Here is a 24,519-nt window from a genome sequence, read left to right as displayed (position 1 = left end):
CTTGACCCACATCAGCGACAGCCCTTCTCAATTGCCGGATGCTCGCGACCTTTTTACCCGACCTGACAGGGAAGTCTTCGTGTTTGCCAATCTACTCATCATTCTGGCCTCGTCGCTGGTGGTTATTGCCCTCTTTCGGCGCCTGAAGTTGCCGCCGGTGCTGGGTTATTTGTGTGTCGGCCTGTTAGTTGGCCCTACCGCACTGGACTGGATCAACGACAGCCCGGACTTGCCCGACCTGGCAGAACTTGGGGTGGTGTTTTTGCTGTTTTCCCTCGGGCTGGAGTTCTCTCTGCCCAAGATGCTCAAGCTGCGCCGGGTAGTGTTTGGGCTCGGCAGCCTGCAAGTGCTGTGCTGTGCAATTGCTCTGGGCGGTCTGTTGTATGGGTTTGGAATGAGCTTTAGCGGCGCGTTTTTGCTCGGTGCGGGGCTCGCGCTTTCGTCCACGGCAATCGTCAGCAAAGAACTCACCAGCCTGGGGGAAATTTTCAGTCGCCACGGCCAGAACGCAATTGGCGTGTTGCTGTTTCAAGACGTTGTCGCGGTGCTGTTGCTCACCCTGGTGCCCGTATTCGCAGGCAGTAGCGATCAGGCCTGGTATTGGGCCTTGCCAGTTACCTTGGGTAAAACGGTAATTTTATTTTTCGGGTTGCTGTTTGCCAGCCGCTTTCTGCTGCCGCGCCTGTTCCACGAAGTGGCCGCATCACGCTCCGCCGAGCTGTTCGTATTGTTGGCGCTGGTGATCGTACTGCTTACCGCCTGGCTCACCCATCTGCTCGGGCTGTCACCCGCACTGGGCGCGTTTCTTGCCGGGATGCTACTGGGTGAAAGCCACTACCGGCACCAGATCGAAGCGGATATCAGGCCATTCCGGGACATCTTGCTGGGCCTGTTTTTTGTCAGCATCGGCATGCTGATTGACCTGCAACTTTTCGTCCACCACGGCCTCCTGATTTTGGGCCTGACTGTGGCCCTGATGCTGATCAAGGGCGCAGTAGTGGCAATACTGGTCAAACTGCGCGGCAGCGACGGTGAAACGGCCTGGCGCAGTGGTCTGGCGCTGGCCCAGGGCGGCGAATTCTGTTTTGCACTGATGGCGCAGATGCAACTCAATTCCCTGATCCCGCCCGATTTTGCCGCCTACCTGCTGGCTGCCACATTCTGCTCAATGCTGCTGACGCCTTTGTTGCTAAGGGCCGCGCCAAAAATCGCAGCCCGTTTGCACCGCCAATCCTACGAAGAAGCCGAACTGGAGGAAATTACCGCACAAAGTGCCGAGCTGCACGACCACGTGGTGATGTGCGGTTATGGCCGAGTAGGCCAGTCCATCGGGCGTTTTCTAAGCCGCGAGCACAAGGACTTTGTCGCACTGGACTACGACCCTGATCGAATTCAGGAAGCAGCCGAAGCGCACAGCAGTGTGCATTACGGCGACGCCCGGCGGGGTGATTTACTGCGAGCCGTAGGCCTTGATCGCGCGCGACTGCTGGTGATTGCCGTAGACAATACCGAGGTGGCCATGAGCGTGCTCAAGGAGGCTCGACTGATAACCCTCGAGGTCCCGATCCTGGTCAGAACCCGCGACGATAGCCAACTCGCCGACCTCAAAGCCGCCGGGGCCACGGAAGTGGTGCCGGAACTCCTGGAGTCGAGCCTTATGCTCGCCTCCCACGCACTGGTCATGCTTGGCCTGCCAGAAAAAACCGTGCAACGCAGGGTGGATGAAGTGCGTCATAACCGCTATCACTTGCTGGAAGGCTGCTTTGAAAGCACTGACTCGCGTGATGCAGCAACCTCCCGCGAAAACGAATGATTTAAGGTAAGGTTTTACCCCTGTATCAAAATAAACCTCTCTGGCATGTGCATCCCGATAGCCCATGTAATGTCAGAGAAGCGAGTGAACCTTCACCGAAGGCCTACACTCGAACGATCATCAAGCCACTAACGGAGTTAATCATGGCCCGCAAAACAGCAAAGAATGCTCAAGAAATATTGATGGCCGATTTCCAGGCTCTGGTGCTCGACACTGAAAGGCTGCTGGAGCACTCCGCCTCCCTGGCCGGTGATCAGGCTGAAGAGCTGCGCGCACAGATCAAGGAAAGCCTGCTTAAAGCCCGTGAAACCATTGAAGAAACCAAAGGGTCTCTACAAGAACGTGGCCAGGCTGCCGTGGTGGCTGCTGAAGATTACGTTCAGACCAACCCGTGGCAGTCCGTGGGTATTGCAGCTGGCGTAGGTTTTTTGATTGGTCTGCTGGCAACTCGGCGCTGATATGACAGACGAATCCGGCTCCCCCCGTTCCTCACCGCGGCGCCTGGGTGCCGCGTTTCTAGGTCTGTTGCACAGCCATGTCGAACTGCTGGGCATCGAACTGCAAGAGCAAAAGGCGCGCACTGTCAGCCTGTTGTTATTTGCCGGGCTGGCACTGGTGTTCGGGTTACTGCTGCTGATCGGGCTGTCGGCGCTGGTGATGATTCTGCTCTGGGACAGTTACCGCATCAGCGGGATCCTCGGGCTTTGTCTGTTTTATACGCTGGCCGCGGTTTTCTGCGGGCTGCGTCTTAAAGCGGCGGTGTTCGACGAGTCCTCTCCTTTCAACGCCACGCTCGAAGAGCTGGCCAAAGACCGCGAGCGTTTGCTGCCATGAGCCTGCCTGAATTGCCGAAAAACGCCTCACGCCAGGAACTGCGCAAAACCTTGATTCGCCTGCGTATGGAAATGCACCGCCAAGAGATTCGTCATGAATCGCAACAGCTGCTGCAACCGTTGCAAAAAATGCGCGGGATGACCAGTAACTGGCAAGAAACCCTGGGGATCAAGCACGCTCCCTTGTGGGGGGTCGGGATTGTCACCCTGCTCGGTTTTCTGACCGGTAGAGGCGCCAAAAGCAAAAGCACTGACGGCTCCTCTCGCTGGATTGGGCTGACTACCGGCCTGTTGCCACTGATCAAAATGGTCATACAGGCCACGCGCAAGCCTTGAGGCTGATGCTCTGTAGCCGAGGCCGCAGACTGCGACAGGGGCCGCAGGACCTTCGTTGCAATGACAAGGGCGGGGGTTGCTGCGTAGCCCAACGCAGCCTTCGCCAGCGACTACAGAATACTGCCCAGAAGCGATAAGCTGCGTGATCAGTCATTAACGGAGCACTGCGCCTTGGATTGGCAAACCCTGCTTAATCGCGAACGCCTCGGCAAACCGCACCACAGCCCGGAAGAACTCGGACGCAGCCCTTTTCACAAAGACCACGACCGGATTATCTTTTCGGGCGCATTTCGCCGCCTGGGACGCAAGACCCAGGTTCATCCGGTCAACAGTAACGATCACATCCATACCCGGCTCACCCACTCACTCGAAGTCAGCTGCGTCGGTCGCTCGCTGGGCATGCGCGTGGGCGAAACAATCCGCAGCGCCCTGCCTGAGTGGTGCGACCCCGCCGATCTGGGCATGGTGGTGCAATCGGCCTGCCTGGCCCATGACATTGGCAACCCGCCCTTTGGTCACTCCGGGGAAGACGCCATTCGCAACTGGTTTGAACAAGCAGCCAAACGTGGCTGGCTGGATGACATGAGTGACGCTGAGCGCAATGATTTCTTGAGTTTTGAAGGCAACGCCCAGGGGTTTCGGGTGCTGACACAGCTTGAGTACCACCAGTTCGACGGCGGCACCCGCCTGACCCATGCAACCCTGGGCACCTTTCTCAAGTACCCCTGGACAGCACGCCACGCCGACTCGCTGGGCTATAAAAAGCACAAGTTCGGCTGCTATCAAAGTGAGCTGCACCTGCTCGAAGGTATTGCCCACAAGCTGGGGCTGCCACAAATAGAAGACCAGCGTTGGGCGCGCCATCCCTTGGTGTACTTGATGGAGGCAGCCGATGACATCTGTTACGGGTTGATCGATCTTGAAGATGGCCTGGAGATGGATCTGCTGCAATACGCGGAAGTCGAAGCCCTGCTCTTGGACCTGGTGGGCGATGACTTGCCACAAACCTATCGCCAGCTCGGCCCAAGGGACTCAGAGCGCCGCAAGCTGGCGATCCTGCGTGGCAAGGCCATTGAACATCTGACCAACGCTGCGGCACAGGCCTTTGTCGAACAGCAGGATGCGCTGCTGGCAGGTACATTGCCGGGGGATCTGGTCGAGCATATGCACGGCCCGGCAAAGCGCTGCGTGCTGGATGCCAAAGACATGGCGCGCAAGAAAATCTTCCAGGACAAACGCAAGACCCTGCACGAAATCGGCGCCTATACCACCCTCGAAATCCTGCTCAATGCCTTCTGCGGCGCAGCGCTGGAACAGCATGGCGGACGCGCGCCTTCCTTCAAGAACCGCCGCATCCTCGATTTGTTGGGTAATAACGCCCCCGATCCACACTGGCCATTGCATCGTTCGTTTATGCGCATCATCGACTTTATCGCTGGCATGACCGATGGTTACGCCACTGAAATGGCCAGAGAAATGACCGGCCGCTCCAGCCCCACCTGACAACGGTTGCCCGCCCTTGTGAAAAGGGTGGGCACAACCAAATGCCATGCCCCACCAATTATCTGCAAACACTTATTGAAACGCACAAACAACACAACAAAACACCATGTAGACAACAAGTAACACAGCGTAGGAAATAACCTAAAACAACACAATCATATAGTCTTACACATTAAACATCCGCCTAGCCCCGCAATTAAACTATTTATACACTTCAAACATTCCGTGAGCTCACGCCTTATTTGGCGTAGGAAAACTCCCATACTACGTTTGTAGGCGACTCGAATCGTGCCCCCATCCTTATAACTGAGCTAAGGTGCGCGCTTTCTATGAAGCATTTTATGGGGAATTAATATGAGCACAGTTTTTATTGTCGACGACCATCCGGTTATTCGGCTGGCCATTCGTATGTTGTTAGAGCATGAAGGTTATGAAATAGTCGGGGAAACCGACAATGGTGTAGATGCAATGCAAATGGTCCGCGAGTGCGTCCCCGACCTGATAATTCTTGATATCAGCATTCCAAAACTTGATGGCCTGGAAGTATTGGCGCGTTTCAGCTCCATGAACTCCACTCTGAAAACCCTGGTCCTGACCGCTCAATCACCGACGCTTTTCGCCATGCGCTGCATGCAGTCAGGTGCTGCTGGATTTGTGTGCAAACAAGAAGAACTGAGTGAACTTGTCAGTGCAATAAAAGCTGTATTCTCAGGCTACAATTACTTTCCCAGCCAGGCATTGACTCCTGAAAAAAACGAAGACGATAACCTCTCGGAAATCGACCTATTCAAACTAGTCAACGATCGAGAGCTCATGGTCCTGAAGCTGTTTGCACAAGGAAAAACAAACAAGGAAATAGCCACAGGAATGTTTCTCAGCAACAAAACCGTGAGCACTTACAAAAAGCGACTTATGCAAAAACTTAAAGCCAATTCACTGGTTGATCTTATTGAACTGGCCAAACGCAACGCCCTGGTGTGAGAAATAGGATGCCCACGCGGTTAAAAAAATATCTATCACTGCTCGCAGGATTAATCCTGTGCATGCCCGTGTTTGCCGAGCCAACCCGCACTGAAACATTTTCATTGCTCAGCCGCTCGGGCACCTATCACATGGAAGTACCTCTGGATAAAACCCAACGTCACTGGCTGCGGGAAAAACGCGAACTCCAGGTTGGCACCTCCACTGCGGACTACCCTCCCTTCGACATGACCGACAGCGGTCATGACTATGAAGGCTTCACAGCCGATTACCTGGGCATTCTTGCTAGAGCCCTCAGCGTATCGGTCAAGGTTCAGCGCTTCCCTACCAGAGACGCGGCCATCAAGGCCCTTGAAGAGGGCAGGATTGACCTCCTGGGTACTTCAAATGGCTTTGAGGCCGCCAACCAGAACCTGTTGCTCTCCACGCCGTATGCCATCGACCAACCTGTACTGGTGACCCGCGAGGGTGAAACACGCTCGCTCTCCCAAGGCCTGGCTGGCTTGCGCTTAAGCATGGTTTACCACTACCTGCCACTGGATGAGGTCAAGGCGCTTTACCCCAATGCGATCATTCAGTCCTACCCCTCTTATCAAAACGCTATTAATGCCGTGGCATTCGATCAGGCCGATGTGTTTCTGGGGGACACGGTGTCGACCCATTACATGATCAACAAGGGGTATCTGAAGAACATCAAAATGGCCAACTTCGGCAAACACGAAGCCCATGGTTTCAGCTTTGCCGTACGCCGTGACAACACGCAACTGCTCGACATCATCAACCAGGCACTCAAGGCCGTGCCCGACAGCGAGCAAGAAAGCATTGCCAAACGCTGGAGCGCAGGCAGTGACATTTTAATGTCCGATCAAAAATTGCAGCTTTCAGAACGCGAAGAGCGCTGGCTGGCCCTGCACCCGGTGGTAAAATTGGTGGTCAACGAAACCCTGGCACCGCTGACATTCTTTGATGCCAACGGCAACTTCAGGGGCATTACCGCCGATCTGCTGGAGATGATTCGCCTGCGTACCGGACTGCGCTTCGAGATACAGCACGCGAACAGCATCAGCAGCATGATCCAGATGATCAATCAGCACGAAACCGACATCATCTCGGCCATCAGCCCGTCTGTTACCCGGGAAGACACCCTCAATTTCAGTCGCCCTTACCTCGTGAACTCGTTTGTCCTGCTCACGGCAAAAGAATATGAACACCCCAAAAATCTTGAGCAACTGGCGGGTAAAAAACTGGCCCTGCCCCAAGGCAACCCTCTGATCCCTTACCTGCGCCGTGAATACCCGCAGATAACACTGATCGAAACCGAGAACATCTATCGCGCCACAGAACTGCTGGCCGAGGGAAAAGTGCAAGGTGCGGTCAACACGCTGGTGATCGCCAATTACTTACTGGCCTCACAAGTGTTCCAGGACCGGTTGCAGATCAGCGCCACCATCGGCACTCAGCCTGCAACGTTTTCCCTCGCCACCGCACGCGGTGCCACCGAGTTGAGCTCGATCCTCAACAAGGCGCTACTGAGCATTGCACCTGACGAGCTGGGTATCATCAACAGTCGCTGGCGCGGCTACGTCCCGGCAACTGACAGCTACTGGCGCAACTACCACCGCCTGATTTACCAGATCATTATTGGCACCAGCCTTTTACTTTTGCTGTCATTGATCTGGAATGCCTATATGCGGCGCCAGATTCGCCAGCGGAAAATCGCCGAACGGGCACTCAGTGATCAGTACGAATTTATGCGAGCGCTGGTCAATGGCACGCCTCATCCAATTTATGTGCGTGATCGCCAAGGCATTCTAAAAACCTGTAACGACAGCTACTTGAGCGCCTTTTCGGCCAAGCGCGAAGAGATCATAGGCAAAACGGTGATGCAAACCTGCAGCCTTCTGAACAATGAGTGCGAAGCCCACGATTATCAGGCCGATTACCTGCGTGTCATGCGTGAAGGCACACCGCTCATCCTTGATCGCCCGCTGAAGATTGGCGATAAAAATCTCACTATCTATCACTGGATCCTCCCCTACCGGGATTCGCTGGGCGAAGTACAGGGCATCATCGGCGGCTGGATTGATATCAGTGAGCGCCGCCAGCTTCTGGATGAACTGCGCACCGCCAAAGAGCTGGCAGATGATGCCAACCGAGCCAAAAGCACCTTCCTGGCAACCATGAGCCATGAAATCCGCACGCCGATGAATGCCGTTATCGGTTTGCTTGAGCTCACCTTGAAACGTGCCGATCAGGGACATCTCGACCGACCCTCCATTGAAGTTGCCTACAACTCGGCCAAAGACCTGCTGGAGTTGATTGGCGACATCCTTGATATCGCCCGCATCGAATCCGGGCGGCTGAACCTGTCACCGGAACGGGTCAACCTGCGCTATCTGGCCAATTCCGTGATCCGGGTGTTTGATGGTCTGGCCCGACAAAAAAACCTCACGCTCTGCCTGATATTCAACCCTGAAACCCATGCGCCCGATGTACTGATAGACCCGCTTCGATTCAAGCAAATTCTGACCAATCTGATCAGCAATGCGATCAAGTTCACCCTGCACGGCCAGGTGACGCTCGAACTCGATCTGCTGCCTGTCACTACCCCTGACCAGGTTGAACTTCAGTTAAGCGTTACAGACACCGGCATTGGTATCAGTGACCGCGATCAGGCACGACTGTTCGAACCCTTTGCCCAAGTTGAGAACAGCGGCCAACTGGCACTCAATGGCGCAGGCTTAGGCTTGGTAATCTGTCGCAGCCTGTGCGAAATGATGGGCGGCACCCTCGAACTGAACAGCCAGCCAAACGTCGGTACAACGGTGCAGATAAACCTCAAAATACCTGCTTTGGCGCCCGCCATGACCCTCTCCACGCAAGAGCCGACAATCACCCCGGCCGCTCGCCAACTGAATGTACTGGTGGTGGATGACCATCCCGCCAATCGTTTGTTGATGTGCCAACAATTGGGATTCCTGGGGCATCGATTTATTACCGAACACGATGGTGCAGCAGGCCTGAAAACCTGGAAAGCAGGTGCGTTCGACCTGGTCATTGCAGACTGCAACATGCCGATCATGAACGGTTATGACCTGACTCGCGCCATCCGCCAGCACGAGCAGGCTTCGCAGCAAAAGCCATGCACGGTGCTGGGGTTTACCGCCAATGCCCAACCTGAAGAGCGCCAGCGCTGCAAGCAGGCCGGGATGGACGACTGCCTGTTCAAGCCCATTAGTCTGACCCTCTTGAGTCAACGCTTGAGCACGCTTGAACCGTTCAATATCTGCCCTGAGGTGTTCAGTGTCGAATGCATCTACTCGCTTTCAGGACGCGACGAAACACGCACAACACGTTTGCTGCAAGAGCTGTTACTCAGCAACCGCGAGGATCTCGTGGCGCTGCTTGAACTACCTGACGACGGGGAGTTGCAAGCGTTTGTCGATATTGCTCACCGGATCAAAGGCGCTGCCAGGATCGTCGGAGCCCATGCCCTAATCAAGCACTGTGAAGCCCTGGAGCACGCCAACCTCTCGAACCTCGGGCAGATTCGTGATGAGGTGAAAGCCGCCATGCAAACGCTGGAGCAGGCACTAACCCTGCAACTTGAGAAACTGGCCAACAGCACCTGAGCCCCTCCTGGCGCCGCTGGGCCAATCAAAGAGCGCATTGGCCCGGAGTAACTATGCTTACAGGCACCAGCACGCAGATATCTGCGGAGAAACATCTCATGCGCAACCCTGCGCACGCCCACAAGCATCAGTTCCCGCTGCATGTCCACATTAGTGCGATGTTTACATTTCTGTTGCTCATGCTGGGCACCGTGCTGGGCGTGTTCAACTACCAGCAAACAACCCGCATTATTCTCGGCAGCAGCCAGGATCTGTTTCGCCATATCGAGCAGGTGGTGCAACTCGACTTACTGAACGCCTATCAACCGATACGTAATGTACTGAACCTGTTGGCCCTCAATCCAAATGTCACAACGGATCACGTCGAGTTTAGAACCAGGCTGCTTCAACCCTTTGGACAAATACTCGCAGACAACCCCACGCTGGCAGCGCTCTACATTGGAGATGACAACGGAAATTTTTTCCTCGTCAGAGCCTTGCGTGATCAGGCCACCAGACGCCAGGTTCAAGCCCCACCACAAGCCAGCTACCAGGCCTGGACCATAAACCGCTCTGCACAACAAGCCACGGTCGAGTCAAAAATCCAGTTTTTGGATGCCTCCATGGCACTGTTGGAACAGCGAAGCATCCCCAATGAAACCTATGACCCTCGCGCCCGGAGCTGGTTTATTCCGGCGCTAGCCGATAACAACCAAACCACCACTCGACCTTATTTGTTTTTCACCACTCACGAAGTCGGCACGACGTTAGCCAAACGCAGCGCTGCAAACACGGTGCTCGGGGCAGACGTAACCCTTTCAGAGTTATCAGGCATCCTCGCCAAGCATCAGGCTACGCCCGGTACGCAACTGGTTTTGTTCGGTGACGATGGCCGTGCAGTCGCTTATCCGGATATCAGCAAGTTGTTAACCGCCAAGGATCCCACGCAACTGCCCAAAGTCTCGGAGCTGAGTCCGGCCCTAAGCTATCTGATGAATCATGGTGCCGACGCGCCGCAACGTCTAAACGACGGCCAACGCCAATGGATTGTTTCGACGCTCAAGGTGAACGACGGCAGCTCCAATGGCTTGAAACTGGCCATGATGATCCCGGAAGACGAACTGCTGGCCGATGCCTACAAGCTGCGATGGCAAGGTGCTCTAGTGACCCTGGCCATCCTGCTGCTGTGCCTGCCACTGGGCTGGCTGGCGTCCCGAATGCTGGTCAGGCCCTTGCAGGCACTGGTGCGCGAAGCCGATGCCATTCGACGGTTCGATTTCAGCTATCCGCTCAAGCAGCAGTCGCCCGTGCTCGAAATCGATCTGCTGGAGGCGTCTATGGGGCGTATGAAGGAAACGCTCGCCAGCTTCTTTGAAATCACCTCCAGCCTATCGGCGCACACCCGGTTTGAACCTTTATTGCATTCAGTCCTGTTTGAAACCCTAAAGATCGCTCAGGCACAGGCCAGCCTGATCTACCTTACAAAAAACGACAGTACGCAACTGGAACTTAACGGATTGATCATCAATGGCCAGCCCCATGACCTGACAATCCTGCCACAGACTGCACTGGACCCTGACGACAGCCAGAGCCCGGAGTGGCTGCGGGCTCTGTGCCAAGGCAATGACAGTATTACCCGCGCGTTCAACTTTGAGCAGGCGGGCTATTTGCAACCGGTGATGCAAGTACTGGACAGTCAGAGTATCCACGTGATCGGTATTCGCCTGCACAACCGCCACAGCGAAACCGTAGGCATTCTGGTACTGGTGCTGAACGACAGTGGCTCCAGTGTCGATCAGGATAACGTGCAGGCTGACCGGGTGGCCTTTATCCAGGCTGTGGCGGGCACAGCCGCAGTCGCGATTGAAAGTCAGCGCCTGCAAGCCAACCAAAAGCAATTGCTGGATGCATTGATTCAACTGCTGGCGGGCGCTATCGACGCCAAAAGCCCATATACCGCCAGCCATTGCCAACGGGTTCCGACCCTCACTCTGATGCTGGCCCGAGCAGCCGCGGCGAACCAGCAGCCACCGTTCGAGCAATACAACCCCACGGATGAACAATGGGAAGCCCTGCGCATCGCCGCCTGGCTACATGACTGCGGCAAAGTCACGACGCCCGAGTACGTAGTCGACAAAGCCACCAAGCTTGAAACTCTGTACGACCGTATTCACGAGATCCGTACCCGCTTTGAAGTGCTCAAACGCGATACGTGGATCAACTACTGGCAAGCGCACGCCTTGGGCGGTAACGAGCAACAGCTGGCCGAACTGCGCGATGCCAGCTTGGCGGCACTGGATGACGACTTCAGCTTCGTCGCCCGGTGCAATCTAGGTGGCGAGGCCATGCTGGAGGCTGATCTTGAGCGTTTGGACGTTATTTCCCTGCGTACCTGGAGCCGAACTCTGGATGATCGCCTGGGAGTCTCCTGGGAAGAAAACAAACGCCAGTCCACCCGCGAGGAGCAAGACCTGCCGGTTACGGAACAGTTGCTGGCCGACAAACCCGAGCACCTGTTTCATCGCCCTGAAGCCGACGTGATTGCGCCAGAAAACCCCTGGGGCTTCAAACTCGACGTACCGCAATACAAGTTCAACCGGGGCGAGTTGCACAACTTGAGCATTAAACGCGGCACTTTGACCGGCGAAGAACGCTACATCATCAACAATCACATCGTTCAAACCATCCTTATGCTCAGCAGCCTGCCGTTGCCTGGTTACTTGAGCAACATTACTGAAATCGCGGGAGGCCATCACGAAAAAATGGACGGCAGCGGTTATCCAAAACGCTTGAAGCGTGAGGAGATGAGCCTGGAGTCACGGATGATGGCGATTGCCGATATTTTCGAAGCACTGACTGCTTCGGACCGCCCCTATAAACGCAGCAAGACGTTAAGTGAAGCGCTGAGCATCATGGCCATCATGTGCCGCGATGCTCATATTGACCCGCAGCTGTTCGCACTATTCATGCACGAACAGGTGTATATGCAGTACGCCCAGCAGTTTCTCGACCCCCAGCAAATCGATTCGATTGATATCGACGCGCTAATGCTAAAGGCCGGGCTGACGGGGTTTTAGCACTCGCTCAGGCGCAAAAAGATCGCAGCCAGCGCTTCAACCCCTTGCTGGTCTTGCTCGCTAAACCGGCCGATGCTTGGACTGTCCAGATCGAGAACGCCGATCAGACGGCCATCCTTGATCAGCGGAACAACCAACTCACTGTTTGAGGCGCTGTCGCAAGCAATATGCCCGGCAAACGCGTGCACATCCTCTACCCGCTGTGTTTGCCTGCTCGCTGCCGCAGCCCCGCAAACGCCACGCCCAAAGGGAATGCGCACGCAGGCAATCTGCCCCTGGAACGGGCCCAGCACCAGCTCTTCATTGCGATTGAGGTAAAACCCGGCCCAGTTCAGATCATCCAGCTGGTGATACAAAAACGCCGAAAACTGCGCTGCGTTGGCAATAAAGTCACGTTCATCTGCCAACAACGACTCCAACTGCGCCTGTAACAGGGTGTAGCCGTCCAGGCCTGCACCTGTGGCGTTCAAATCAATCATGCGCTTGCTCCAACAATTTCAAACCAACCCAATACCGCGCGAACTGATAAGCGCAACGACCGTTACGGTTGCCGCGCCCGGTAGCCCAGCGCACAGCCAGGATATCCAGCGCCTCGTCGCGCTGCCACTGCAAGCCGGCCTTGCTGGCCAGCACGTCAATCCAGTGCTCGACCACACTCAGAAAGTGTTCCTGAGTAAATGGATAGAAAGACAGCCAAAGACCGAAACGGTCGGACAAGGCGATCTTGTCTTCCACTGCCTCGTTAGGGTGCAGCTCACCGTCGACGTTCTTCCAGTTTTCGTTGTCGCTTTCCTTTTCCGGCACCAGGTGGCGACGGTTCGACGTTGCGTAGAGCAAAACGTTATCCGGCGCTTGCTCCAACGAACCATCAAGCACACTTTTCAGTACCCGGTAATCACTCTCGCCAGCTTCGAAGGACAAATCATCGCAAAACAGCACAAAGCGCTGCGGTAAACCCTGCAGCTGCTCGACCACACGCGGCAGGTCGGCCAGGTGATCGCGCTCGATTTCAATCAGGCGCAAGCCAGCCCCGGCATATTCAGCGAGCAGAGCCCGGATGATCGAAGACTTGCCTGTACCCCGTGAGCCCCACAGCAGAGCATGGTTGGCCGGTAAACCATCAAGGAACTGTTTAGTGTTGCGGCTCAACTGATCACGCTGTTTATCGACGCCAATCAGGTCCGTAAGGCGCATCTCGAGACTGACCTGCAGCGGCATCAGATAACCTGAGCGACCCTCGCGCTGCCACCGGGCGGCCAGGCAGTCGTTCCACTCAATCGATTCGCGCTGCGCGGGCAGCAAGGGTTCCAGACGTGCAAGCACTGCCTCGGCCCGCTCCAGAAAGGCATCCAGTTTAGAATTCACAACATTTCCTCAGACTGATACACAATGATGGCATATAGCCATGCGTAGACATTTACCCCTCATCCACGTCATGACTCAATTGGTTAGCCATATTTACCGCAGTTTTGCCTGCCGGTTAACCCACTAATCGACTACTCTTGCACGCCGCAAGGAAATGGAAACAGGTGCAGCACCCCATGGATCTAAAACTCACCCAGCGCCTGTCTTTCAAACAAGCAAAGCTGACTGTGCTGGTCGGTTTGGTTCTAGGGGCCATGCTGAGCCTGCTGCAGATCGGCATTGATTATGCCAGTGAAAACGCAGCCATCGATCGCGAAATCCAGTCACTGCTAGAGATCAGTCATAACCCGGCTTCGCGCATTGCCTACAACCTGGATTCAGAGCTCGCCCAGGAGCTGTTGCTGGGTCTGTTGCGCTCACCGGCGATCATCAGCGCACAGATCACCGACAGTGACAACGTGATCCTCGCCTCGGTACAGGATCAACCTGAAAGAGGGCGCTATCGAGCGCTCAGCGATTTCCTGTTTGGTTCCAACCGCTCATTTGCGCAGCGACTGTACTTCAATACCCTGCCCGAACACAGCATGGGCGAATTGCGCCTTGAGGTGGATACCTACCCCTTTGGCAAGCGGTTCTTGCAGCGGGCGGAAGTCACGCTACTCAGCGGTTTTATTCGCGGCGTCATTCTGACTTTCATCCTCCTGGGCCTGTTTTACGTGATGCTGACCAAACCCCTGGTCCGCGTCATTCGTGAGATCAGCAACAGCAAGCCGGGGGACCCCGAGCAATCGAAGGTGCACTGCCCACCCGGCCACGAGGACGATGAAATCGGGGTGCTGGTCAATACCGCCAATCAGCAGTTCGAGGCCATGACCCGCGAGATGGAATATCGACGTCGCGCCGAGAACCGCCTGACCGAGTACCTGGCTCAACTGGAAAACATCGTCTCGGTGCGTACCCAGGAGCTGGAAGCGATTAACGATCAACTGCGTCATTCCAACGAAGAGCTGGAAGCGGCACGCAGCAATGCACTGGAAATGGCCCAGGCCCGGTCGGCATTCCTGGCCAATATGAGCCACGAAATACGCACGCCGCTCAATGGCCTGCTGGGGATGCTGGCACTGTGTCTGGACAGCCCGCTGAATGCTGAGCAACACCAGCAACTGTCGATTGCCCACGACTCGGGCAAGGTCCTGGTCGAACTGCTGAATGACATTCTCGACCTGTCAAAATTCGACGCAGGCCAACTGGAGCTGGAGCATATAGCCTTCGATCTGGGCACCCTGATCGAAGATACCGCCAACCTGTTATCGCAGAACGCAGCGCCCAGCGTAGAGCTGACGTGCTTGATCGACCCGGACTTCCCGGCCTTGGTCCTGGGCGACCCGACCCGGGTACGCCAGATTGTCAGCAATCTGTTATCCAATGCACTGAAGTTCACCCGGTTCGGGCGGGTCGATGTGCGCCTGAGCGCGAAAAACGATCAGGTATGTATCGAAGTGCGTGACACCGGAATCGGGATCGCACAGGAAGCCCAAGCCAGAATATTCAGGCCCTTCACCCAGGCCGGAGCCGGTATCACTCGCCAGTTTGGCGGCACCGGGCTGGGGCTGGCACTGACCAACAGCCTGTGTGAGGTCATGCAGGGGCGACTGACCATCAGTTCGGAAGTCGGCTTTGGCAGCCAGTTTTGTGCCGAACTACCCTTACCCTGTCATACCCCTGCCATCACGTTAAACCCGCTATGCGGGCGGGTGGTGGTGGTGAGTGCCGCGAGCAGCGGCCTGAGCGAACTGCTCGGCAGCTATCTGCCGCTTTGGGGGGTGGACTTTAAACGCTATTCCATGGACGACTCACTGGCCGGTACCGACCCGCACCTGTTGATCACCGACTGTCCGGAATGCCTGTTTGGCCTGCGACCCGCCATCACGGCACCGATACTGCTGGTCACCGCCTACGGCAACTTCATGCCCAGCGACCAGGTCAATGCACTGGCGCCCCTGCAACAAAAAGCCAGGCCTCTTTCGCGCTATGCCCTGTACAAAACCTTGCAGCACTTGTTGCTAAGAGATGATCAGGAGAGCCCGGGCGCTCGAACCAGCAGCACACCTGTTGCGCACCGCGCACGGATACTGCTGGTCGAAGACAACCCGGTCAACCAACTGGTGGCCAAGGGCATGTTGAGCAAACTGGGATGTGAGGTGGTGGTTGCAGCCCACGGCGGCGAAGCTCTGAGCCAGTTGGAGCAGAACGGGGTTGATCTGGTACTGATGGACTGCAATATGCCGGTAATGGATGGCTACGAAGCCACTCGGCAAATTCGCCACCGCGGACGCTGGCCAAAATTGCCCATCGTCGCGCTGACGGCCAACGCCATGCCCGAAGAACGCGAGCGCTGCCGCTCGGCGGGGATGAACGACTACCTGGCCAAACCGTTTCGGCGCGAAGAACTCGCCGCCCTGATCGACACCTGGGTGCCGCCAAAGGCATAAAAAAGCTAGACCTGTAGCAGCTGCCGAAGGAACGAGGCTGCGTCCGGCTGCGCAGCAGTCGTAAAACCATTCAGCCTTGGTGTTTCAGATACATCGAGTTCACCGGGTTTACGTCGACTGCGTCGCCGGACGCAGCCTCGTTCCTTCGCCAGCTGCTACGTAATCAGGTGTAACCGCTACCCAAGCAGCGCTTCAATATCCGTCTTGAGCGCCTCAGGCTTGGTGGTCGGGGCATAACGCTTGACGCTTTTGCCGTCGCCGCTGATCAGGAATTTAGTGAAATTCCACTTGACCCTCTGTGAACCCAACAGCCCCGGCGCGCGTTTCTTCAGCTGGACAAACAGCGGGTGCGCTTGGCTGCCATTGACGTCGATTTTTTTGAACAGTGGAAACGTCACGCCAAAGTTCAACTCGCAGAACTCGAAAATGGCCGCCTCGTCACCCGGTTCCTGCTGGCCGAACTGGTTACACGGAAAGCCCAGAATCACCAACCCCTGATCCCTGTACTGCTGCCACAAGGCTTCAAGCCCCTTGTACTGCGGGGTAAAGCCACATTTGCTGGCCGTATTGACCACCAGCAACGCCTTGCCCGCGTAGTCAGCCAGGGTTTTCGGCTCGCCGCCAAGAGTGGTGCACGCAATATCGAGCAGGTTGTCGTTCATGACCGTGCCTCAAAAATTCAGTCGCGGGGAACCAGGTCCAGGCACACCGAGTTGATGCAGTAGCGCAGCCCGGTCGGTGGTGGGCCATCGGGAAACACATGGCCCAAATGCGCATCGCACTTGGCGCAGACCACCTCGGTACGCACCATACCGTGGCTGACGTCACGGATTTCGACCATCGCACTGTCGCCAATCGGCTGATAAAAACTCGGCCAGCCGCAGCCGGAATCAAACTTTGCACTGGAGTCAAACAACGGCTCATTGCAGCAAATACAGTGATAAACGCCGTCAGTTTTAGTCGCGTTGTATTTACCCGAAAACGGCCGCTCGGTGCCTTTAAGACGGCACACGTTGTATTGCTCCGGATCGAGCATCGCCTTCCATTCGTCCAGGGTTTTGTTCAACTTTTCCATGGTTCTGCCTCTGCAACTGAAAAACCCCGACCAGTGGCTTTTCCAGGGGTCGGGTGGCACGTATGATTGCGCCTCGTTAAACGCCAGTCTGGCACCCGCCCTAGCTGCATTCAAACGGATTCTTGAAGCTAAGCGGTGTTTGCCACTGTGTGAAAACACAGAATTCCCCAGAGCCGTGGTTATCACATTGCCTGGATCGTTCATTTTCGGGATCACATCGCCATGCAGGTCAGCAAATCAAACAAGCTCGCCAACGTCTGTTATGACATTCGCGGCCCAGTGCTCAAGCACGCCAAGCGTCTGGAGGAGGAAGGCCAGCGCATCCTCAAGCTGAATATCGGCAACCCGGCACCCTTTGGTTTTGAAGCGCCGGACGAAATCCTTCAGGACGTGATCCGCAACCTGCCAACTTCCCAAGGCTACAGCGATTCCAAGGGTCTGTTCAGCGCACGCAAGGCGGTGATGCAGTACTACCAGCAAAAACAGGTAGAAGGTGTCGGCATTGAAGACATCTACCTGGGCAACGGCGTGTCCGAGCTGATCGTGATGTCGCTGCAAGCGTTGCTTAACAATGGCGACGAAGTGCTGGTGCCGGCCCCCGACTACCCGCTATGGACTGCCGCTGTAACGCTGGCCGGCGGTCATCCGGTGCACTACCTGTGCGACGAGCAGGCCAACTGGTGGCCTGACCTGGCCGATATAAAAGCCAGGATCACGCCCAACACCAAAGCCATGGTCATCATCAACCCGAACAACCCAACGGGCGCGGTGTATTCCAAGGAAGTATTGCTGGGCATGCTGGAGATTGCACGCCAGCACAATCTGGTCGTGTTCTCGGACGAGATCTACGACAAGATTCTTTACGACGACGCCGTACACATTTGTACCGCATCGCTGGCGCCGGACCTGCTGTGCCTGACCTTCAATGGCTTGTCCAAGTCTTACCGGATCGCAGGCTTCCGCTCGGGTTGGATCGCCATCTCCGGGCCAAAGCAAAACGCCCAAAGCTACATCGAAGGCATCGACATGCTGGCCAACATGCGCCTGTGTGCCAACGTGCCCAGCCAGCACGCCATTCAGACTGCACTGGGCGGTTACCAGAGCATCAATGACCTGGTTCTACCGAACGGCCGCTTGCTGGAGCAGCGCAACCGCACATGGGAGCTGCTCAACGACATCCCCGGCGTCAGCTGCGTGAAGCCAATGGGTGCGCTGTATGCGTTTCCGCGCATCGACCCGAAAGTGTGCCCGATCCTCAACGATGAAAAATTCGTGCTCGATCTCCTGCTCTCGGAAAAACTGCTGGTGGTTCAAGGCACGGCGTTCAACTGGCCGTGGCCCGACCACTTCCGCGTCGTTACCCTGCCCCGTGTCGACGAGCTGGAAATGGCCATCGGCCGGATCGGTAACTTCCTGAAGACTTACCGTCAGTAGTTTCTTTATATGCTGTGCGACCAATGAAAAGTCGCACAGCATGTGTCTACTGAAACATTTTTCACTTTTGCTCGCACACCTCCCTCCTCTACCGCCACACTCACCTCTAAACCGGGCAATCCCTTGTATTTACGGGGTTTAGATGAACCTTTCGGTTCGAAATAAAGTCGATCTGTATTAGGAAATAACCAGTAGGCGTCTAGAATCAGGCTGTAGGACACAGTTTGAAATAGTCACTCGGTTGAATAGCCTGAGGCAGCACCTTATATACCCGCATACGGCAACACCCCTAAGACGAGGAGATTCTTACAACCATGATGCGCATTCTGCTGTTTTTGGCCACTAACCTGGCGGTCGTGCTGATAGCCAGCATCACCCTGAGCCTGTTTGGCTTTGACGGGTTCATGGCGGCCAACGGGGTTGATCTGAACCTCAGTCAGCTGTTGGTGTTCTGTGCGGTCTTTGGTTTCGCAGGGTCTTTGTTCTCGCTATTCATCTCCAAATGGATGGCGAAGATGAGCACCAGCACCCAGGTGATCACTCAGCCTCGTACTCGTCATGAACAATGGTTGATGCAAACCGTTGAACAATTGTCCCGCGAAGCCGGGATCAAAATGCCTGAAGTGGGGATTTTCCCCGCATACGAAGCAAATGCCTTTGCCACTGGCTGGAATAAAAACGATGCATTGGTCGCCGTCAGCCAGGGTTTGCTGGAACGCTTTTCGCCCGATGAAGTGAAAGCGGTACTGGCTCACGAAATCGGCCACGTAGCCAACGGGGACATGGTCACCCTGGCACTGGTGCAGGGCGTGGTGAACACCTTCGTGATGTTCTTCGCCCGTATCATCGGCAACTTTGTCGACAAGGTGGTGTTCAAAAACGACGAAGGCCGCGGTATTGCCTACTACGTCGCAACCATCTTTGCCGAACTGGTTCTGGGCTTCCTGGCCAGCGCCATTGTGATGTGGTTCTCGCGCAAACGTGAGTTCCGGGCTGACGAAGCCGGTGCCCAGCTTGCAGGCACAGCGGCCATGATCAGCGCCCTGCAGCGCTTGCGCTCCGAGCAGGGCCTGCCGGTGCACATGCCGGACACCATGGCGGCTTTCGGCATCAACGGCGGCCTCAAGCAAGGCCTGGCGCGGATGTTCATGAGCCACCCGCCTCTGGAAGAACGTATCGATGCACTGCGTCGCCGCGGTTAACTCCACGGCAAACACAAAAAAGGGCGACTACGGTCGCCCTTTTTTGTGTCCGCATTGTGGGTCAGGCGGTTTTTTTCAGGCTATACACCCGCTCCACCAGACGCGTAACGCCGCCCTTGAGGAACTTCCACTCCTGATCCAGCACATCCGGCTGCTCGATGATGTCCAGTGCCCAGGCAGACGCCAGCAGGCTCTGCACCTCGGCGTCCGGCACCGAAAACGGCGGGCCTTTCATCTGTGACTGGTCGTAATCGAGAGTAATCAACAGTCCCTGGCAACCAGGTGCAAGGATTTGCGTCAGATGCCGAGCGTAGGCTGCACGCATCTCGGGCGGGAATGCGATCATCGCCGCCCGGTCGTACAGCCCCACACAGGAAGCGACATCGGTCGCGGTCAGGGCAAAGACATCACCGCACAAGATCGTCACCGGGCCCGCCTCGTACACCTTGAAGGCACCCTGCTGACGAATCTGTGGCTCGACCTGCTGTTCGCTGAAAAACTGCTCCACGGCCGTCTGTGTCAGCTCTATGCCCAACACTTCAAAGCCATTGGCCGCCAACCAACTCATATCCAGGCTTTTACCGCATAACGGCACCAGCACACGACCGCCCGGCGCCAGCTCAAGCTTGCCCCACAGACGCTGAAGGTAAGGATTGACCTGCTGCAGGTGAAAGCCGATCTGATTGCGGTCCCAGCGGTCGTGCCAAAATTCGGGCTGCATGATTCACCTTTAAATTCGATAGATAAGCACTAAAACTTATATTGGATTTAGATCAATGATCAGGATGAAGATGACACATCTTAACCTTGAGGACGTCTTTCATGCTTCCCAGCCTGTTTATCTCCCACGGTTCGCCAATGCTGGCACTGGAACCGGGCGCTAGTGGCCCGGCGCTCAAGCGCCTGGCAACCGAGCTGCCTCGTCCAAAAGCCATTGTGCTGGTTTCCGCGCACTGGGAAAGCACCGATCTGCGGGTCGCCAGCAACCCGGCCCCCGAGACCTGGCATGACTTTGGGGGCTTCCCGCCTGCGCTGTTTGCCGTGCAATACCCCGCCCCCGGCGAACCGGCGCTGGCGGCCCGGATTGTGCAACTGCTGGCAGACCACGGTTTACCGGCCCGACTGGACGCCAAACGGCCTTTCGACCACGGCGCCTGGGTGCCGTTGTCGCTAATGTACCCGGCAGCCGATATCCCTGTGGTACAGATTTCACTGCCAAGCCAGCTGGGCCCGATGGCCCAGACAGAGGTCGGGCGGGCACTGGCCGCATTGCGTAGCGAAGACATCCTGATCATCGGCTCGGGCAGCATCACCCACAACCTGCGCGAACTCGACTGGCATGCAGGCCCCGAGAGCATAGAACCTTGGGCCAAGGCCTTTCGTGACTGGATGATCGAAAAGCTCGCCGCTGATGATCAGACGGCGCTGCACGACTATCGAAAACAGGCGCCTTTTGCAGCCAAAAACCATCCCAGCGATGAACACCTGCTACCACTGTACTTCGCCCGCGGCGCAGGCGGCCCGTTCAGCATCGCGCACCAAGGCTGGACGTTGGGCGCGCTGGGGATGGATATCTATAAATTTGGTTAGTTTGGTGCAACGCAAAACCTACCGGGCGAATCGATATTGCTATGCAAAACACTTGCGTAGCAGTTGCCGAAGGAACGAGGCTACGTCCGGCGGCGAAGCCGTCGAAAAATCTGACACCCCTACAGATCAGACAAATCCCGGACTCAGGATTTACGGTCGCTACGCAACCGAACGTAGCCTCGTTCCTTCGGCAACTGCTACGGGAGCCCCTCCTCAAAGGGCTGGTTTTTTCGTGGAATTGCAGACAAAAAAAATCCCCGAACCAGTCGGGGATTTTTTTAGCGATCAATCACAGCAAGCTGTAATTAATCTTCGCGGTAGCGACGCAGCTTCAGCTGCTTGCCAGCAACGCGGGTGTCTTTCAGTTTGGCCAGCAAACTTTCCAGACCTACTTCCGGCAGTTCTACCAGGCTGAAGCTGTCACGCACCTGGATGCGACCGATAGCTTCACGAGCCAGGCCACCCTCGTTGAGGATAGCGCCCAGCAGGTTCTTGGCAGCGATACCATCACGCGCACCCAGCGCGGTACGGCAACGAGCACGGCCTTCGGCCAATGGAACCGGAGCACGACGCTCACGATCACCACGGTCCGGACGGTCGCCAGTACGCTCGGACGAACGCTCACGCGGTGCGCTGTTAGGCACCAGTGGACGGTCGCGTTCGATCGCAGCCAGAGTCAGAGCCTGACCATTGGTTGCTTTGCGCAGCAGAGCAGCGGCCAGAGCACGCGGGCTGCAACCGATATCGGCAATCAGGCGATCCAGCAGATCACCGTGAGTCGATTCAGCGTCAGCTACCAGAGGTGTCAGGCTGTTGGTCAACTTCTTGATGCGAGCATCGAGAACAGCTTGGGCATCCGGCAGGCGGACTTCAGCAACTTTCTGACCGGTTACACGCTCGATCACTTGCAGCATGCGGCGCTCGCGAGGAGTTACCAGCAGCAGTGCGCGACCTTCGCGACCTGCACGGCCAGTACGGCCGATACGGTGAACGTAGGACTCTGGATCGTAAGGCATGTCAACGTTGAACACGTGAGTGATACGTGGAACATCAAGACCACGAGCAGCAACGTCGGTCGCCACAACGATGTCCAGACGGCCATCCTTGAGGGATTCGATTACGCGCTCACGCTGGTTCTGGGCAATGTCACCGTTCAGCGCAGCAGCTTTATAGCCTTTGGCTTCAAGGGCGCTGGCCAGATCCAGGGTCGCTTGCTTGGTGCGTACGAACATGATCAGGGCGTCGAAATCTTCAACTTCCAGCAGGCTCAATACAGCCGAGGTCTTCTGGTCAGCGTGAACCAACAGGTGAGCCTGTTCGATCGCGGTAACGGTCTGAGTCTTGGTCTGGATCTTCACGTGTTGCGGATCGCGCAGATGGCGTTCAGCAATGGCACGGATCGACTGCGGCAAGGTTGCCGAGAACAATACGGTCTGACGGGTTGGAGGCAGAGCCTTGAAGATAACTTCAAGATCGTCCATGAAACCCAGTTTCAACATTTCGTCAGCTTCGTCCAGAACCAGGTGGTTCACGGTCGACAGTACTTTTTCGTCACGACGCAGGTGGTCGCACAGACGGCCCGGAGTGGCGACAACGATCTGTGCGCCATTACGGATTGCTTTCAGTTGCGGACCCATAGGGGCGCCGCCGTAAACGGCCACAACGGTAACACCAGGCATTTGCTTGGCGTAGGTTTCGAAAGCGGTTGCTACTTGCAGCGCCAACTCACGGGTTGGCGCCAGGATCAGGGCTTGCGGCTCGCGCTTAGCAGGATCGATGCGGTGCAGGATCGGCAGTGCGAACGCGGCGGTTTTACCCGTACCGGTTTGCGCCTGACCAATCATGTCGTGACCGGCCATAATGATCGGGATCGATTGATGCTGAATAGCCGAAGGTTCTTCGTAGCCAGTCGCGATGACAGCTGCAAGAATGTTCGGATTAAGATTAAAAGCGGCGAAGCCGCCGGTTTCCTGGGTCATGGGTCTGCCTCTAAGTGCATCCGCAAAGACCCATGCTCCAAAGCTGCGCATGCCGTGTAAGACTCAAGAGTCGCCCTGGCTGCTTTGTCGGCGGGGATTTGCGAAAACGTTAAATGAATGGAGCGTTCAGGGGTTGTCCGCGAAACGGACGAGCAGCCGAAGCGTGCTTCGGGAAATGCGACACCTAAACGTGGCCCGGCTAAAGGCCGGCGCGCACTATACCGGATTTATCAAAAAAAAGAAGCGTTTTTTTGGGGCACAATCGTCTGTACCCCTCTATAGACCGGGCTTTAACGATATTTTCGTGCGCAAAAAAACGTTTAATGCCTGATGGCTCTGGGGCAGACGCTAAAACGTTTCATCCTTGGGCATCAGGTCGCAGGGCGAATCGCCTTGATCAGCGACTCCAGCGAATAGCCCAAACGCGGCGCCAGAGCCTGTGCCCGAGCGGTCAGCGCGTCGATATCCAGCGTCTGCTCAAGATCGGCCGGCACCATCAGAATGACATTACCCTCTTTAACTGGCAGCTCCCAATAATGGCGGTGATACAGGCCGCGCAGCAAGGCAGCGCCCAGCGGCTTGCCGTCATCGGTGGCCCATTGATTGATGATGAGCCAGCCGTTGGGGGAGAGCTTTTTCTGACAGCTTTCGAGGAATGTCCACGCCAGGTGACCAGTGGCGGGCCCCAAGTCGTTATAAAGGTCAACAAAGATCAGGTCCGCAGATTCGGCGCTGTCCAACAGTTCGAGCGCGTCGCCAATGCGGATATACAGCCGCGGATCATCGTCCAGGCCCAGATACTCAATGGCCAGGCGTGGCACATCCGGGCGCAGCTCAATGGCTTCGACGTCTTCAAGAGGCAAGAACTTGAGGCAAGCCTGTGTCAGGGTTCCGGCACCAAGGCCCAGGAACAACGCGCTCTCGGGAGCCTCATGGCACAGCGCACCGATCAACATGGCGCGGGTGTAGTCGTATTCCAGCCAGCTGGGATCAGCGGTGAATACGCAACTTTGCTCGATCGCATCGCCAAATTCGAGGAAACGGTAGTCAGCCACCTCCAGCACTCGAATCATGCCGAAGTCATCATGGACTTCAGCGAGCAGACGCTCTACGCGCTCCTCAGACATTTCCTCTCCTTGCCGCGCTCCGGCACTCCCCGCAACGCTGTAAAAAACAACCACTCGGTGTCGAGCGCAAAGGCGCGATTGTCGGCCATTGCAGCGCGACA

The 24,519-nt window shown here is 56.3% G+C and carries 19 protein-coding genes; 12 read left to right on the top strand and 7 right to left on the bottom strand.

The window, feature by feature from the left end; translation table 11 throughout:
• Positions 1 to 79 precede the first annotated feature (79 nt).
• The 8 genes from U5A05_RS07165 (at position 80) to U5A05_RS07130 (ending at position 12,154) form a co-directional block, all read left to right on the top strand.
• Positions 80 to 1,813 (top strand): cation:proton antiporter, encoded by a 1,734-nt coding sequence (locus U5A05_RS07165; protein ID WP_321836016.1) that lies wholly within the window; start codon positions 80 to 82, stop codon positions 1,811 to 1,813.
• Between the two features lie 143 nt (positions 1,814 to 1,956).
• A complete protein-coding gene (locus U5A05_RS07160) occupies positions 1,957 to 2,271 on the top strand; it encodes an ElaB/YgaM/YqjD family protein (protein WP_261741428.1) in 315 nt (104 codons plus the stop codon).
• Between the two features lies 1 nt (position 2,272).
• Positions 2,273 to 2,647: a phage holin family protein gene (locus U5A05_RS07155; protein WP_261741427.1), complete on the top strand. Its 375-nt coding sequence runs from the start codon at positions 2,273 to 2,275 to the stop codon at positions 2,645 to 2,647.
• A complete protein-coding gene (locus U5A05_RS07150) occupies positions 2,644 to 2,982 on the top strand; it encodes a hypothetical protein (protein WP_321836015.1) in 339 nt (112 codons plus the stop codon). The genes U5A05_RS07155 and U5A05_RS07150 overlap by 4 nt, the downstream gene beginning before the upstream one ends.
• A gap of 171 nt (positions 2,983 to 3,153) precedes the next feature.
• Positions 3,154 to 4,485: a deoxyguanosinetriphosphate triphosphohydrolase gene (locus U5A05_RS07145; protein ID WP_261741425.1), complete on the top strand. Its 1,332-nt coding sequence runs from the start codon at positions 3,154 to 3,156 to the stop codon at positions 4,483 to 4,485.
• 354 nt (positions 4,486 to 4,839) lie between these two features.
• The gene (locus U5A05_RS07140; protein WP_261741424.1) at positions 4,840 to 5,466 is read left to right on the top strand and encodes a response regulator transcription factor; all 627 of its coding nucleotides are present in this window, start codon (positions 4,840 to 4,842) and stop codon (positions 5,464 to 5,466) included.
• An 8-nt stretch (positions 5,467 to 5,474) separates the two neighbouring features.
• Positions 5,475 to 9,098 (top strand): transporter substrate-binding domain-containing protein, encoded by a 3,624-nt coding sequence (locus tag U5A05_RS07135; RefSeq protein WP_321836014.1) that lies wholly within the window; start codon positions 5,475 to 5,477, stop codon positions 9,096 to 9,098.
• Positions 9,099 to 9,196: 98 nt separating this feature from the next.
• Entirely contained in the window at positions 9,197 to 12,154 is a 2,958-nt protein-coding gene (locus tag U5A05_RS07130; protein WP_321836013.1) for an HD domain-containing phosphohydrolase, read from the top strand.
• Here the strand turns inward: U5A05_RS07130 and U5A05_RS07125 are convergent.
• Entirely contained in the window at positions 12,151 to 12,633 is a 483-nt protein-coding gene (locus tag U5A05_RS07125; protein WP_261741421.1) for a GAF domain-containing protein, read from the bottom strand. The genes U5A05_RS07130 and U5A05_RS07125 overlap by 4 nt on opposite strands.
• The gene (locus U5A05_RS07120; protein ID WP_261741420.1) at positions 12,626 to 13,519 is read right to left on the bottom strand and encodes an ATP-binding protein; all 894 of its coding nucleotides are present in this window, start codon (positions 13,517 to 13,519) and stop codon (positions 12,626 to 12,628) included. The genes U5A05_RS07125 and U5A05_RS07120 overlap by 8 nt, the downstream gene beginning before the upstream one ends.
• Positions 13,520 to 13,695: 176 nt before the next feature.
• On the opposite strand from U5A05_RS07120, the gene U5A05_RS07115 reads away from it, so the two are divergent.
• Positions 13,696 to 16,011 (top strand): hybrid sensor histidine kinase/response regulator, encoded by a 2,316-nt coding sequence (locus tag U5A05_RS07115; RefSeq protein WP_321836012.1) that lies wholly within the window; start codon positions 13,696 to 13,698, stop codon positions 16,009 to 16,011.
• Between the two features lie 176 nt (positions 16,012 to 16,187).
• Here the strand turns inward: U5A05_RS07115 and U5A05_RS07110 are convergent, their stop codons facing one another.
• Complete coding sequence (locus U5A05_RS07110) at positions 16,188 to 16,673, bottom strand: glutathione peroxidase (RefSeq protein WP_321836011.1); 486 nt, start codon at positions 16,671 to 16,673, stop codon at positions 16,188 to 16,190.
• A 17-nt stretch (positions 16,674 to 16,690) separates the two neighbouring features.
• A complete protein-coding gene (gene msrB, locus U5A05_RS07105; protein WP_261741417.1) occupies positions 16,691 to 17,086 on the bottom strand; it encodes a peptide-methionine (R)-S-oxide reductase MsrB in 396 nt (131 codons plus the stop codon).
• 222 nt (positions 17,087 to 17,308) lie between these two features.
• On the opposite strand from msrB, the gene U5A05_RS07100 reads away from it, so the two are divergent.
• Positions 17,309 to 18,520 carry a pyridoxal phosphate-dependent aminotransferase gene (locus tag U5A05_RS07100; protein WP_261741416.1) on the top strand — a complete coding sequence of 404 codons (1,212 nt, stop codon included), beginning with the start codon at positions 17,309 to 17,311 and terminating at the stop codon, positions 18,518 to 18,520.
• Between the two features lie 314 nt (positions 18,521 to 18,834).
• On the top strand, positions 18,835 to 19,722 hold the full coding sequence (htpX, locus tag U5A05_RS07095) for a protease HtpX (RefSeq protein ID WP_003446575.1): 888 nt from the start codon (positions 18,835 to 18,837) through the stop codon (positions 19,720 to 19,722).
• A 61-nt stretch (positions 19,723 to 19,783) separates the two neighbouring features.
• Here htpX and U5A05_RS07090 read toward each other — a convergent pair whose 3' ends face one another.
• Positions 19,784 to 20,443: a thiopurine S-methyltransferase gene (locus tag U5A05_RS07090; RefSeq protein WP_261741415.1), complete on the bottom strand. Its 660-nt coding sequence runs from the start codon at positions 20,441 to 20,443 to the stop codon at positions 19,784 to 19,786.
• Positions 20,444 to 20,544: 101 nt separating this feature from the next.
• Between U5A05_RS07090 and U5A05_RS07085 the strand changes: the two genes are divergently transcribed.
• Positions 20,545 to 21,312, top strand: a complete 768-nt coding sequence (locus tag U5A05_RS07085; protein WP_261741414.1) for a DODA-type extradiol aromatic ring-opening family dioxygenase — start codon at positions 20,545 to 20,547, stop codon at positions 21,310 to 21,312.
• 305 nt (positions 21,313 to 21,617) lie between these two features.
• Here U5A05_RS07085 and U5A05_RS07080 read toward each other — a convergent pair whose 3' ends face one another.
• Both U5A05_RS07080 and U5A05_RS07075 read right to left on the bottom strand, forming a co-directional pair.
• Entirely contained in the window at positions 21,618 to 23,291 is a 1,674-nt protein-coding gene (locus U5A05_RS07080; protein ID WP_321836010.1) for a DEAD/DEAH box helicase, read from the bottom strand.
• Between the two features lie 371 nt (positions 23,292 to 23,662).
• Positions 23,663 to 24,418 (bottom strand): spermidine synthase, encoded by a 756-nt coding sequence (locus U5A05_RS07075; protein WP_261741412.1) that lies wholly within the window; start codon positions 24,416 to 24,418, stop codon positions 23,663 to 23,665.
• Positions 24,419 to 24,519: the final 101 nt, after the last annotated feature.

The sequence above is a fragment of the Pseudomonas kulmbachensis genome, from assembly GCF_963681935.1.
GTDB lineage: Bacteria > Pseudomonadota > Gammaproteobacteria > Pseudomonadales > Pseudomonadaceae > Aquipseudomonas > Aquipseudomonas kulmbachensis.
This window is presented reverse-complemented; position numbering and strand designations above follow the sequence as displayed.